12 protein-coding genes are annotated in these 12,456 nt (G+C 70.2%); 6 read left to right on the forward strand and 6 right to left on the reverse strand.

Translation table 11 applies throughout. From position 1 onward, the window contains the following. The first annotated feature begins 107 nt into the window (after positions 1–107). Genes RC1_RS08780 through RC1_RS08795 form a run of 4 tightly spaced genes read left to right on the forward strand, consistent with a single transcriptional unit; the run spans position 108 to position 3,934 of the window. Positions 108–1,043 carry an ABC transporter permease subunit gene (locus RC1_RS08780; protein ID WP_012567012.1) on the forward strand — a complete coding sequence of 312 codons (936 nt, stop codon included), beginning with the start codon at positions 108–110 and terminating at the stop codon, positions 1,041–1,043. Positions 1,044–1,047: 4 nt separating this feature from the next. Next, on the forward strand, positions 1,048–2,355 hold the full coding sequence (gene livM, locus RC1_RS08785; RefSeq protein ID WP_012567013.1) for a high-affinity branched-chain amino acid ABC transporter permease LivM: 1,308 nt from the start codon (positions 1,048–1,050) through the stop codon (positions 2,353–2,355). Further along, a complete protein-coding gene (gene livG, locus RC1_RS08790; protein ID WP_012567014.1) occupies positions 2,355–3,218 on the forward strand; it encodes a high-affinity branched-chain amino acid ABC transporter ATP-binding protein LivG in 864 nt (287 codons plus the stop codon). Before livM ends, livG begins: the two co-directional genes overlap by 1 nt. 2 nt (positions 3,219–3,220) lie before the next feature. Further along, positions 3,221–3,934, forward strand: coding sequence for an ABC transporter ATP-binding protein (locus tag RC1_RS08795; protein WP_041786225.1), 714 nt, complete (start codon positions 3,221–3,223; stop codon positions 3,932–3,934). Positions 3,935–3,970: 36 nt separating this feature from the next. Here the strand turns inward: RC1_RS08795 and RC1_RS08800 are convergent, their stop codons facing one another. The 3 genes from RC1_RS08800 to RC1_RS08810 all read right to left on the reverse strand — a co-directional run bounded on the left by RC1_RS08800 (position 3,971) and on the right by RC1_RS08810 (position 8,929). After that, on the reverse strand, positions 3,971–4,588 hold the full coding sequence (locus tag RC1_RS08800) for a LysE family translocator (RefSeq protein ID WP_012567016.1): 618 nt from the start codon (positions 4,586–4,588) through the stop codon (positions 3,971–3,973). A 290-nt stretch (positions 4,589–4,878) separates the two neighbouring features. Then, positions 4,879–6,951, reverse strand: coding sequence for a methyl-accepting chemotaxis protein (locus RC1_RS08805; protein ID WP_012567017.1), 2,073 nt, complete (start codon positions 6,949–6,951; stop codon positions 4,879–4,881). Positions 6,952–7,090: 139 nt separating this feature from the next. Continuing rightward, positions 7,091–8,929 carry an ABC transporter transmembrane domain-containing protein gene (locus RC1_RS08810; protein WP_012567018.1) on the reverse strand — a complete coding sequence of 613 codons (1,839 nt, stop codon included), beginning with the start codon at positions 8,927–8,929 and terminating at the stop codon, positions 7,091–7,093. 169 nt (positions 8,930–9,098) lie between these two features. On the opposite strand from RC1_RS08810, the gene rpmE reads away from it, so the two are divergent. Further along, positions 9,099–9,320 carry a 50S ribosomal protein L31 gene (gene rpmE / locus RC1_RS08815; RefSeq protein WP_012567019.1) on the forward strand — a complete coding sequence of 74 codons (222 nt, stop codon included), beginning with the start codon at positions 9,099–9,101 and terminating at the stop codon, positions 9,318–9,320. 177 nt (positions 9,321–9,497) lie between these two features. Here rpmE and RC1_RS08820 read toward each other — a convergent pair whose 3' ends face one another. Next, positions 9,498–9,899: a DUF1465 family protein gene (locus RC1_RS08820; protein ID WP_012567020.1), complete on the reverse strand. Its 402-nt coding sequence runs from the start codon at positions 9,897–9,899 to the stop codon at positions 9,498–9,500. Positions 9,900–10,253: 354 nt separating this feature from the next. Here RC1_RS08820 and RC1_RS08825 point away from each other — a divergent pair, with 354 nt between their 5' ends. Next, positions 10,254–10,712 (forward strand): Hsp20 family protein, encoded by a 459-nt coding sequence (locus tag RC1_RS08825; RefSeq protein WP_012567021.1) that lies wholly within the window; start codon positions 10,254–10,256, stop codon positions 10,710–10,712. 322 nt (positions 10,713–11,034) lie between these two features. Here RC1_RS08825 and RC1_RS08830 read toward each other — a convergent pair whose 3' ends face one another. Together RC1_RS08830 and RC1_RS08835 are read right to left on the reverse strand one after the other, a co-directional pair. Next, positions 11,035–11,886 carry a hypothetical protein gene (locus RC1_RS08830; RefSeq protein ID WP_012567022.1) on the reverse strand — a complete coding sequence of 284 codons (852 nt, stop codon included), beginning with the start codon at positions 11,884–11,886 and terminating at the stop codon, positions 11,035–11,037. After that, positions 11,883–12,389 carry a sigma-70 family RNA polymerase sigma factor gene (locus tag RC1_RS08835; protein WP_083759427.1) on the reverse strand — a complete coding sequence of 169 codons (507 nt, stop codon included), beginning with the start codon at positions 12,387–12,389 and terminating at the stop codon, positions 11,883–11,885. The genes RC1_RS08830 and RC1_RS08835 overlap by 4 nt, the downstream gene beginning before the upstream one ends. Between the last annotated feature and the right edge of the window lie 67 nt (positions 12,390–12,456).

The raw sequence follows: 12,456 nt of genomic DNA on the forward strand, positions 1-12,456 counted from the left end.
GCTCCGGTACTTCGGCCGGTCTGCGGCTTGAACGGGGGCGATCCGTCGGATAGGGTTCGCCCCCAATCAGAAAGCCCGGATCACGGGTTTCAGGGCATGGGGACTTCATGGACGGTGCAGCGCTGGGACTGGGGACATTTCTCCAGCACCTGATCAATGGACTGACGCTGGGGGCGATCTACGGCCTGATCGCCATCGGCTACACGATGGTCTACGGCATCATCCGCATGATCAATTTCGCCCATGGCGAAATCTACATGCTGGGGGCCTTCGTCGCGGTGACGGGTTTCACACTGCTGTCCGCGCTGGGCGTGCAGTCGGTAGCGCTGGGCCTGATCGTGGTGCTGGCGGCCTCGATCCTGTTCACCGCCGCCTATGGCTGGACGGTGGAGCGGGTCGCCTACCGCCCCTTGCGCGGATCGGGCCGGCTGGCGCCGCTGATCAGCGCCATCGGCATGTCGATCTTCCTGCAGAACTACGTGATGCTGACCCAGGGCGCGCGGCCGAAGCCGTTGCAGCCCGTGCTGTCGGGCGGCATCACCCTCTGGCAGGGGGAGACCTTCGCGCTGGGCATCACCTACATCCAGGCCTTCATCATCGTGCTGACCGTGGCGCTGATGGCGTCCTTCACGGTGCTGATCGCGCGCACGCCGCTGGGCCGGGCGCAGCGGGCCTGCGAGCAGGACCGGACCATGGCGGCGCTGCTGGGCATCAACGTGGACCGCACCATCAGCCTGACCTTCGTGATGGGTGCCTCGCTGGCCGCCGTCGCGGGCGTGCTGGTGACGATGTATTACGGTGTCGTGGACTTCTACATCGGCTTCCTGGCCGGGCTGAAGGCCTTCACCGCGGCCGTGCTGGGCGGCATCGGCTCGCTGCCGGGCGCGATGCTGGGCGGCCTGCTGATCGGGCTGATCGAGGCGTTCTTCACCGGCTATGTCTCCGGTGCCTACAAGGACGTGGCAGCGTTCTCCATCCTGATCCTGGTGCTGGTGCTGCGGCCGACGGGCCTGCTCGGCCGCCCCGACATCGAGAAGGTGTGAGCCGATGCAGCCTGCACCGACCCTCGCCGCCCGCCTCAAGGATGCCGGCCTCGCCGCCGGCGTGGCGCTGCTGCTGGCGATCCCCTTCATCGGCCTGACCACGGTCAACACCGACCAGGGCCTGTCCGTCGCCACCCGCTGGCCCTGGGTCGGCTACGCCGTGGCCGCCGTCTTCGCCGGCCGGCTGCTGGCGGGCTACCTGCGCGACGCCCTGGCCGGCCGCGCCAGCGCCGCGACGTCGGCGCGCAACGTGCTGCCGACGGGCGAGACGGCGCGGCGGCTCGGCCGTGGCTTCGTGATCGCCGGCATCGGATTCGCCGCGGTGATGCCGTTCCTGCCCTTCAGCGACCGCTACATCCTGGACCTGGGCACCACGGCCCTGATCTACGTTCTGCTGGGCATGGGGCTGAACGTGACGGTGGGTCTGGCGGGCCTGCTGGACCTGGGCTTCGTCGCCTTCTATGCCATCGGCGCCTACACCTTCGCCCTGCTGGCGAAGTTCGCCGGGCTGGGCTTCTGGCTGAGCCTGCCGCTCTCGGGGCTGGTCGCGGCGCTGTTCGCGGTGCTGCTGTCGCTGCCGATCCTGCGGCTGCGCGGCGACTATCTGGCGATCGTCACGCTGGGCTTCGGTGAGATCACCCGCATCGTCATCCTGAACTGGCAGAGCCTGACCGGCGGCCCGAACGGGGTTGCCGGCATTCCGCGGCCGTCGCTGTTCGGCATCTCCTTCGAGCGCCGCCCGCCGGAGGGACAGGTCAGCTTCCATGAGCTGACCGGCATCGCGTTCTCCAGCGAGCACCGGATGATGTTCCTCTACTTCATCATCCTGGTGCTGGTGCTGGCGGCGTCCTGGGCCGTCTGGCGGCTGCGCCGGCTGCCCATCGGCCGCGCCTGGGAGGCCCTGCGCGAGGACGAGATCGCCTGCCGCAGCCTGGGCATCAACCCCACCGCGGCCAAGGTTTCGGCCTATGCCACGGGAGCGATGCTGGGCGGGCTGGCGGGCTGCTTCTTCTCCGCCCGGCAGGGCTTCGTCAGCCCGGAGAGCTTCACCTTCATCGAGAGCGCGATCATCCTGGCCATTGTCGTGCTGGGCGGCATGGGCAGCCAGATCGGCGTCGTCATCGCGGCGCTGTTCATCGTGCTGCTGCCCGAATTCGCCCGCGAGTTCGCGGACTACCGCATGCTGCTGTTCGGGGCGGCGATGATCCTGATCATGGTCTGGCGTCCGGGCGGGCTGCTGTCGGGACGCGACCCGACCCTGCGCCTGTCCGACCGCCGCAGCCCCCCGCCCGCCGCGACGGAGAGCCTGTGATGGCCGAGCCCACGACGACGCCTCCGCTGCTGGAGGTCACCGGCCTGACCATGCGTTTCGGCGGTCTGGTCGCGGTGGACAACCTGAATCTGACCGCGCACGGCTCCGACATCACCGCCGTGATCGGCCCCAACGGTGCCGGCAAGACCACCGTCTTCAACTGCCTGACCGGCTTCTACCGGCCCTCCGCCGGACGGCTGCTGCTGCGTCATCCGGCGCGCGGCGCGGTGGAGCTGCAGGCCCTGCCCGGCTATGCCGTGGCGCGCATGGGCGTGGTCCGCACCTTCCAGAACATCCGCCTGTTCCCCCGCATGTCGGTGCTGGAGAACCTGCTGGTGGCGCAGCACACGGGCCTGATGCGGCAGTCGGGCTACGGCGTCGCCGGGCTGCTGAACCTGCCGGTCTGGCGCCGGGCCGAAGCGGCGGCGGTGGAGCGGGCGCGGGTCTGGCTGGACCGGCTGGACCTGCTGTCGGTCGCCGACGAGGAGGCGGGCAACCTGTCCTATGGCGTCCAGCGGCGGGTGGAGATCGCCCGCGCCATGAGCACGGACCCGCTGCTGCTCTGCCTGGACGAGCCGGCCGCCGGCCTGAACCCGCGGGAAACGGCGGCGCTGGGCGACCTGCTGCTGACCATCCGGGGCGAGTTCGGCACCGGCATCCTGCTGATCGAGCACGACATGAGTCTGGTGATGCGCATCTCCGACCGCATCCATGTGGTCGATCACGGCAAGAAGATCGCCGAGGGCACGCCCGAGGAGATCCGCAGCGACGACCGGGTCATCAAGGCCTATCTGGGCGAACCGGAGGAGGAGGAGATCCCGCCCGAGGTGGTGCAGGACCTTGAGGCGGAGGGGCGGCTATGACCATGCTCAGCCTGACGGGCGTGCGCACCAACTACGGCCCCATCGAGGCCCTGCGCGGCGTGGACGTGACGGTGAACCAGGGCGAGATCGTCACCCTGATCGGCGCCAACGGCGCCGGCAAGTCCACGCTGCTGATGACCATCTGCGGCAACCCGAAGCCCGCGGCGGGCAGCATCGTCTTCGAGGGACAGGACATCGTCAGCCTGCCCCCGCACGAGACGGCGCGGCTCGGCATCGCCCAGGTGCCGGAGGGCCGGCGTATCTTCCCGCGCATGACGGTGTTCGAGAACCTCCAGCTCGGAGGCACCCTGGCGGACCCGGCCCACTTCGAGGCGGACCTGGACTACTGCTACGGCCTGTTCCCCATCCTGAAGCAGCGCCGCGAGCAGCGCGCCGGCACGCTGTCGGGCGGCGAGCAGCAGATGCTCGCCATCTCCCGCGCGCTGATGAGCCGGCCGCGCCTGCTGCTGCTGGACGAGCCCTCGCTGGGGCTGGCGCCGCTGATCATCCGGCGCATCTTCGACGTCATCGCCGAGCTGAACCGCAGCCGCGGCATGACCATCCTGCTGGTCGAGCAGAACGCCTACCACGCCCTGAAGCTGGCCCACCGGGCCTATGTGCTGCAACAGGGGCTGGTGGTGATGCAGGGCCCCGGCCCGGAGCTGCTGGCCAATCCGGAGGTGCGGGCGGCCTATCTGGAGGGCGGGGCGCACTGACCCGCCCCGCCGCCGCCTGACCGCCCCCTGCGCCGCTCAGCGGCGCAGGGCGAGCGCGAGGCCGGTGCCGATCATCGCGGTGCCGGCCGTGCGGTTCATCCAGCGCACCCGGCGCGGGCTGGTCAGCAGCCCCCGCGCCTGCGCCGCCGTCCGGGCGTAGACCACCACCACCCCGCCGACGACGACCGTGACCAGCCCGGCCAGGACCGCCATGTCCACCGGCCCGATCCGGGTCACGTCGATGAAGCTGGGCAGGAAGCCCATGTAGAAGATGATGGCCTTGGGGTTGCCCAGCGTGACGGCGAGGCCCGCCAGGAAGGTGCGGGCAAGGCCCCTGCCCGTCTCCGGTCCGGCGGCGGACGGCAGCACCGGCTCGGCCCGCCACGCCTTGATGCCCAGCCAGAGGATGTAGGCGGCCCCGGCCAGCTTCACCGCCAGGAACAGCTCGCCCATGGCCTGGGCCAGCAGCGCCATCCCCTGCACCGCCAGCGTCATGTAGACGAGATCGCCCAGCACCAGCCCGGCCCCGAGCGCAAGCCCGGCGCGGAAACCGCGGGCGATGGCACAGGACATGACGGCCAGGATGCCGGGACCCGGCGTGGCGGCGAAGATGGCCAGGGCAAGCGCCAGGGCCAGGGAGGATTCGAGGGTCATGCGGGGCTCGGGCGGCAGGAGGGCGGGGATCAGGAGGGCGGCGGGCTAAGCTGGGAATTGTGCGCCGCACCAGAAGGCTATCCCCTTCCGCGCCCGGCGGGAAGGGGCACCGACTCCACGGGGCCGGGACGCTTCGTGCTGTCTGCCGTCCCGGCCCGTTCCGAAGCTCCCCGCCGCCCGGGTAACCGGCGGGCGGCGGGGCCCCGGAGACAACCGTCCTTCCCTCCCAGGACCAGGAGACCCGTGTCGGGTGCGGTCCCCGGTCCGTCTCTTCCGCCTTGCGCGGTTGCTTACGCCGCGTTCAGGTTCTCGACGAAGCGGCGGACCTGGGTGCGCATGGTGGTCAGTTCCTGTTCCAGCGCGGCGATGCGCTGCTGCAGGGCGCTGGCCGATTCCCCGCTGCTGTGCGCCAGATCGGCGACGCTGCGGACGCTGGTCTTCAACTGCCCGGTGCCGCCGGCCGCGGCGGCCACGGCCCGGCTGATCTCCGTCGTCGCCGCGTTCTGCTCCTCCACCGCCGCGGCGATGGACGCGCTGATCTGGCTGACGGTCTGGATCACCTGGGCGATCTCGTTGATCTCGCTGGCCGCGGAGCCGGTCGAGGACTGGATCGCCTGGACCTGCTGGGAGATCTCCTCGGTGGCCTTGGCCGTCTGGTTGGCAAGGCTCTTCACCTCCCCGGCGACGACGGCGAAGCCCTTGCCGGCCTCGCCGGCCCGCGCCGCCTCGATCGTCGCGTTCAGCGCCAGCAGGTTGGTCTGGCCGGCGATCTCGGAGATCAGGGTGACGACGTCCCCGATCTTCCGCGCGGCATCGACCAGCCGGGCGACCTGGGAGACGGTGGTGCTGGCCCGGCTGGCCGCGTCGTCCGCGACCCGGTTGGAGTTCTGCGCCTGACCGCTGATCTCGCGGATGCTGGCCGCCAGTTCCTCCACCGCCGCCGCGACGGTCTGCACGTTGCCGCTGACATCCTCTGCCGATTCGGCGAGCGCCTGGCTGGTGACGGCGTTCGACTGGGCCGCCTCCGCCATGTCGTCCACGGCGCCGGCCATGGCTTCGGCCGTCTGGCCGACACCGTCGATGGAGCGGCCGACCTCGCGGTCGAACTCCTGGGCGATGGTGCGGCGGGCGCGCAGCCGCTCCTGTTCGGATGCCTGCGCCAGACGGGCCTGCTCCGCCTCCAGCTCGCGCTTGGCCTGGGCCTCCTTGCGGAAGGTCAGGACCGCGGCCGCCATGCGGCCGATCTCGTCGCCGCGGTCCATGGCCGGGATCTCGACCGACAGGTCGCCCGCCGCCAGCCGCTGCATGGTGGCGGTCATGCCCACGATGGGCCGGCTGATGGAACGGGCCATCAGGAACAGCACCAGCACGCCGGCCAGAAGGGTCAGGGTGCCGACCAGCAGCATCCCGTTGCGGGTAGCGACCGCATCGGCCAGCAGCGCCTTTTCCGGCACGATCAGGCCGAAGGCCCAGGTGGCATCGACCCCGTCGAAGCGGACCGGCACCATCACGGCGATCATGGTCTCGCCGCTGGCGGCGTCAGTGAAACGGGTGGACGACACCTCGGCTCCGGCCAGCCCGGCCCGCGCCTCGCGGATCGCCGCGTCGTCGCTGTCCTTGCCGACCCTGGCGGCATCGGGATGGGCGACCCACTTGCCGTCGTCGCTGAGCAGGACGGCATGGCCCACGCCGAAGGGGCGGACCCGGCCCAGCGTCTCGTTCACGCTGGCCAGCGCCACGTCCACGGTCGTGATGCCGCGCGGCACGCCGCCTTTGTCGATGATGGGGGTGGACGCCGTGACCATCAGCACGTCCCGCCCTTCGACCGGATAGGTATAGGGCGAGGTGAGGACGGTCCGCTTCTCCCGCATCGGGCGCTGATACCAGCCGTCGGTGTCCTCCGGCTTCGACATGTCCAGCATCTCCATGCCGACACCGCCCGCGTTGCGATAGAAGTAGGGCACGAAACGGCCCTTCGCATCGCTGGCGGAGTGCCCGACGAAGCGCGCGTCATCGCCTTCCGGGAAGCCCGGATCGAAGGCGATGGTCACCCCGAAGAACTGGTCGCTGAGGCCGAGGGCGGACCGCGCCATCGCTGCCAGATCGTCGCGCTCGGCGCGGTCGGCCTGGACCAGGGCGGTGACGCTGCGTCCGATGCCCTGCACCGCGGTCACGGCGCGTCCCACGGTATCATGGACGACACGGGCCTCCGCGGCTGCCTGCTGCCGGAGAAGGTCCGTGGAGAGGGAACGCGCCTCGCCCATCTGGGCATAGTTCGCGTAGAGAACCAGGGCGCCCAGGCCGGTCACGAAGACGGCCAGAACGGACACCATGATCCGCATGCCCAGGGAGAGCTTCGACATCAGTCACCTCGAATGCGAGCACCGATGTCGACAATTTAGTCTTTATTGTACGCCACGGCATTCTGACCGGACGGACAGGGGGGGCAGAGTCCCCGGAGGGCCACGGAATTCCCAGGACGTCGAGACGCCGGACGCGGTGTCAGACGACGGCGGCGCCGGCCGTCCGCTGGTCGAACTGCAGGGCGGCAAGGCGGGCATAGAGACCTTCCTGCCGCAGCAGCTCGGCATGGGTGCCGCTGGCGACGACGCGGCCGGCATCCAGCACGACGATGCGGTCGGCGTTCAGCACGGTGGCGAGGCGGTGCGCGATGATGAGCGTCGTGCGGTTCTTCATCAGGTCTTCCAGCGCCTCCTGCACGGCGCGCTCGCTCTCCGCGTCCAGGGCGGAGGTCGCCTCGTCCAGCAGCAGCAGCGGCGGGTTGCGCAGGAGCGCGCGGGCGATCGCCACCCGCTGGCGCTGGCCGCCGGAGAGCCGCACGCCCTTCTCCCCCAGGAAGGTGTCGAAGCCCTGCGGCAGCGCCTCCAGGAAGTCCAGCGCGTGCGCCGCGCGGGCCGCCTCCCGCACCTCCGCGTCGGTCGCCTCGGGACGGCCGTAGCGGATGTTCTCCATCGCGTTGGTGGAGAAGATCACCGGGTCCTGCGGCACGATGCCGATGCGGGCGCGCACGGCGGCGGGATCGGCCTCGCGGATGTCCACCCCGTCCAGCAGGATGCGGCCCGACCGCGGGTCGTAGAAGCGCAGCAGGAGCTGGAACACGGTGCTCTTGCCGGCCCCGCTGGGGCCGACCAGGGCCACCGTCTCGCCCGGCCGGACCTCAAGCTCCAGGCCGTTCAGCGCCGCGTCTTTGGGTCGGGAGGGATAGTGGAAGACGACGTTGTCGAACCGGACCGCCCCTTCGGCCGGCTGCGGCAGCGGCTTCGGATCGGCCGGGGCCCGGATGTCCGGTTCCGTCGCCAGCAGGTCGAACAGGCGCTCCGTCGCTCCGGCGGCACGGGCAAGGTCGCCCATCACCTCCGACAGGGCACCGACGGCGCCGGCCACGACCACCGCATAGAAGATGAAGGCCGACAGCTCGCCGGCACTGATCTCGCCGCTGATGACGGCATGCCCGCCGATCCAGAGCACCGTGCCGATGGCACCGAACACCAGCACGATCACCAGCATGGTCAGCCACGCCCGCGCCCGCACCCGGTCCAGGGCGACGCTCACCGCGTCCTCCACCCGGGAGGAGAAGCGCTGCCGTTCCAGCGCCTCGCGGCCGAACGCCTGCACCGTGCGGATGCCGCCCAGCGCCTCGTCCACCGCCTGCGCCACATCGGCCACGCGGTCCTGGCTGGCCCGCGACAGGACCCGGACCCGGCGCCCGAAGACGACGATGGGCAGCACCACGGCCGGCACCACCAGCAGCACCATGCCCGCCAGCTTGGGGCTGGTCACCACCAGCAGCACGATCCCCCCCGCCAGCAGCAGGGAGTTGCGCAGGGCGATGGAGATGGTGGAGCCGACGACGACCTGGAGCAGCGTGGTGTCCGTCGTCAGGCGGGACTGCACCTCGCTGGTCCGCGTCACCTCGAAGAAAGCGGGGGACAGGCTGACGACATGGTCGAACACCGTCTTGCGCAGGTCCGCCACCACCCGCTCGCCGACGAAGGAGACGAGGTAGAAGCGCCCGAAGGTGGAGGCGCCCAGCAGCACGATCACGGAGAGCAGCACCAGCAGCGCCTGGTCCAGCACCGCCCCGTCGGCCTGGGCGATGCCCTGGTCCACCAGGTACTGGAGCCCCTTGCCCAGACCCAGCACGGTTCCTGCGGCGATCAGCAGCGACAGGCAGGCCAGCGCGATGGCGCCCCGGTACGGCGTCAGGAAGGGCAGCAGGCGCCGGAGCGGTTTGAGGTCCCGGCGGCGGGCGGTGGCGGTCTTCTGGTCGTCGGCCGGGGACCGGCCGGCTTCGGCATAGCTCGGTTCGCGGAAGACCAAGGGGGCGCTCCAGAGGCTTCGCTGTGCATGCCGGACCTGCCGGCGCCCCCTTGCTAACGGGATGAGGGGACAAGAGCAACACCGCAGCCTGCAATCACCATCATTCGGACGGTTGCACCGGCATGAGGCTTTGGCTATATACGGCGCTTCGTTTTGGGGACCGCCGATCATGAAGCCTGAGATTCACCCGGAATATCACGAGATCACCGTCGTCATGACCGACGGCAGCTCGTTCAAGACCCGCACCACCTGGGGCAAGCCCGGCGACACCATGCGCCTGGACATCGACCCGAAGTCCCACCCGGCGTGGACGGGCGTGCAGAAGCTGGTCGACACCGGCGGCCAGATCGCCAAGTTCAACAAGCGCTTCTCCAACTTCGGCCTGAAGTAAGGCCGGACCGGAGTCCGCTTTGCACCGGAAGGGCGCCGCGGCTTGCCGCGGGCGCCCTTTTCGTGTTGCCGGTATCTGTGACGCCGTATCTGTGACGCCGTATCCGTGGTGGTCATGTCCGGGCGCCGGAACGGTGCGCCGGCAAAGGTCGCCGCGCGTCAGCGACAAGGGCACCCGTCAGGCGACGTTGCGCCGGACCATCTCGTCCAGGCGGGCCACCCGGACATAGAGCCCGTGGCTGCGGTCCAGCAGCGAGCGCAGGCCGCCGGGCAGCAGCTCGCTCTCCGGGCCGGACGGTTCCGAACAGATATGGCCGCCGGACAGGGCGTATTCGTCGGACGCCGCCTGTTCCTGCGTCATCTCCCCCGCATGCACGGCCTTCTGCGCCAGAAGCCATGCCATCACCTGGGTCAGCCGGGTGGTGACGCGCATCGCCTCGTAGCTGGCCTGAAGCCGGAGGTGCGGCGGCAGCTTCGCCTGGTCCGCCGCCTCATGATGGGCGACATAGTTCCGCGCCTCCAGGAGCAGAGCCATCGTCTCGTCATAGGTGCGGTTGAAGAACGCGGTCGGGCCACCCACACTCGATCCTTTCACCGGGACAGCCCCGGCCTCCGGAAACTCTAGAGTTTAAACGCTGAAACTTGCAACCGTTCCGGAGCAGACGCCGGGGGTGATGCAGGCGACAGGAGCAACCGGAAGGCGTCGGCCCACACCTGGATACCGTCGCCATCCCCCCTCTTGACGCCGTCGGAGCGCCTTCCCATCTCGAAGAGCGTCGGCGGACGCCCGCCAGGGGTTCCCGACAGAGACCTGAAAGTACTGGCAGAAAGTACTGACAGAAGTGTCGGTACGCACTGTCACCGACGCACCCCGGAAGGATCGCCCGCAGGCGGGGACCTTCCATCGGGGTATCGCTCACGAAGGAGGATATCCATGCGTAGCTACGACCTGTCGCCGCTGTTCCGTTCCACCGTCGGTTTCGACCGCCTGACCCGCCTCATGGAGTCGGCCCTGAACACCGACGAGGCCAGTACCGGCTACCCGCCCTACAACATCGAGAAGCTGGACGACGACCATTACCGGATCACCATGGCCGTGGCGGGCTTCCGCCCCGAGGATCTGGAGATCACGGCGCATCCGAACCTGCTGGTCATCCAGGGCAAGGCCATCAAGGAAGGGGACGCGGGGAACTATCTCTACCGCGGCATCGCCGGCCGGGCCTTCGAGCGCCGCTTCCAGCTTGCCGACCACATCCGCGTCTCCGACGCGACCCTGGAGCACGGCCTGCTGAGCGTGTCGCTGGTCCGCGAGGTGCCCGAGGCCATGAAGCCCCGCACCGTCCAGATCACCACCGCCACCCGCCCGGCGACCCTGGAAGCCCGCGCGGCCTGATGTCCGCGCAACTCCGGGAGAAGGCAGCCCCGGGAGAAACCTGAGCGGGGCCTTCCGGAACGCGAACGGGGACGGCATGACGCCGTCCCCGTTTCCCGAACCGCCCGGAAGGACCCCGACGGCTGCATGGCCCTGAGGCCATGCCCACCACCGTGGGCCTTGTCCAAGCGTGAGGCCGCTTTTCCGCGGTCCCCTTTTTGTTGCCCCGCCCGTTCAACTCGCACTCGAACAATGCGGTAACGGTATGCAGGGCCTGCGGAGTCGTCAAGCCGAACAAGCAGCCTTGTTAGCCATATCGTCATAATTCCGCATTGTTGTGTCCTTACATCCCCTGCCGGTGAACCGCCGGGTGCAGCGACGCCGCCCGCGGCGGTGCCAGTCCCCGCCGCGGATGTGCCCCGTCGGGGCTGAGCCCGGCATGCACCGCATCGGCCAGACGCAGCAGTTCGCCCCGGCCCAGGTCGCCGACCAGCGCATAGCCGAGATCCCCGTCCAGCCAGGTGAACAGCGTCCGGCTGCCCTGACGCATGTAGCTGAAGGTGCCCTCGGTGGCCTCCGCGGGCGGTCCGACGATCAGGCTGACATGACGGGCGCCCGCGGCCTCCCGGTAGATGAACTGCAACCCCGCCCCGTCGCCCAGGGGAACGGGACGACGCCGGTCCAGATGCCAGCCCAGCGGCGACAGGTCGGGGGGCCTTACCCCCGCCACCAGCCCCGTCGCCGCCGGAATCGCCCCGCCGGCACCGGCGACCGTCCGGGCGTGCGCCTCCAGGGCGGACCGGGAGAAACGGTAGAAGTCCGCCCCGCCCGGTCCGGCCCGCCAGCCCGGCAGAACCGCCACCGCCAGCAGGGCCGCGGCACACAGAGCACCGGCCAGGACCACCCGCCCCCCGCGGCGGAACGGCGGCGGCTGGCGTACCTGCCGCGCCAGACCTGACGCCTCGCGCCGCCAGGCCTCGAACGCCGCCCGGGGGACGGGTCCCGCCCCCTCCCCCGCGCCGAACAGCACCCGCAGACCCTCGTTCTGGGCCTGCCAGGCGGCGACGCGGGCTGCCGCCGCAGGATTGGCGGCAAGATAGGCCAGCACGACCGCCCGGCGGGCCGGCGGCAGGGCACCGTCCACCAGTTCGTGCAGGTCCTCCTCCACCACCACCGGCGGCCGCCGCCCGATCATTTCACCCTCCGTAGCCGCGGGGCCTCGCCGGCCAGATGCTGACGCAGCGCCTCCCGCGCCCGGGACAGACGGGACATGACAGTGCCGACCGGAATGCCCAGCACGGTTGCCACCTCCTCGTACCGCAGCCCCTCCAGCGCCACCAGCAGCAGCACCTGCCGCTGCTCCGGCGGCAGCAGGGCCAGACCGCGGGCCATGTCGCGCAGTTCCATGTGGTCGTCCTGACCGGCAGGGGTGGCGACATGCAGGGCCGCGTCCCCGACGGGGGTGACGGTGGGGGCCGTCACCTTGCGCCGGACATGGTTGGCATGGAGGTTGTGCAGGATGGTGAAGAGCCAGGCCCGCAGATTGGTGCCCGGCTGGAACCTGTCGGACCGGGACAGGGCCCGCGCCAGCGCATCCTGGACCAGATCGTCGGCATCCGTCCGGTCACGCAGGAGAGCCCGGGCATACCGGCGCAACGGCCCGATATGCTGCTCGATCTCCGCACCGAATTCGGTCACGCCGCCCCCCATCGCTGTTGCCTGCGAGGACAACAGCGATGGGGGACCGGGAGACACGCACGAAAAA

The sequence above is a fragment of the Rhodospirillum centenum SW genome (assembly GCF_000016185.1).
In the GTDB taxonomy this organism is placed as follows: domain Bacteria; phylum Pseudomonadota; class Alphaproteobacteria; order Azospirillales; family Azospirillaceae; genus Rhodocista; species Rhodocista centena.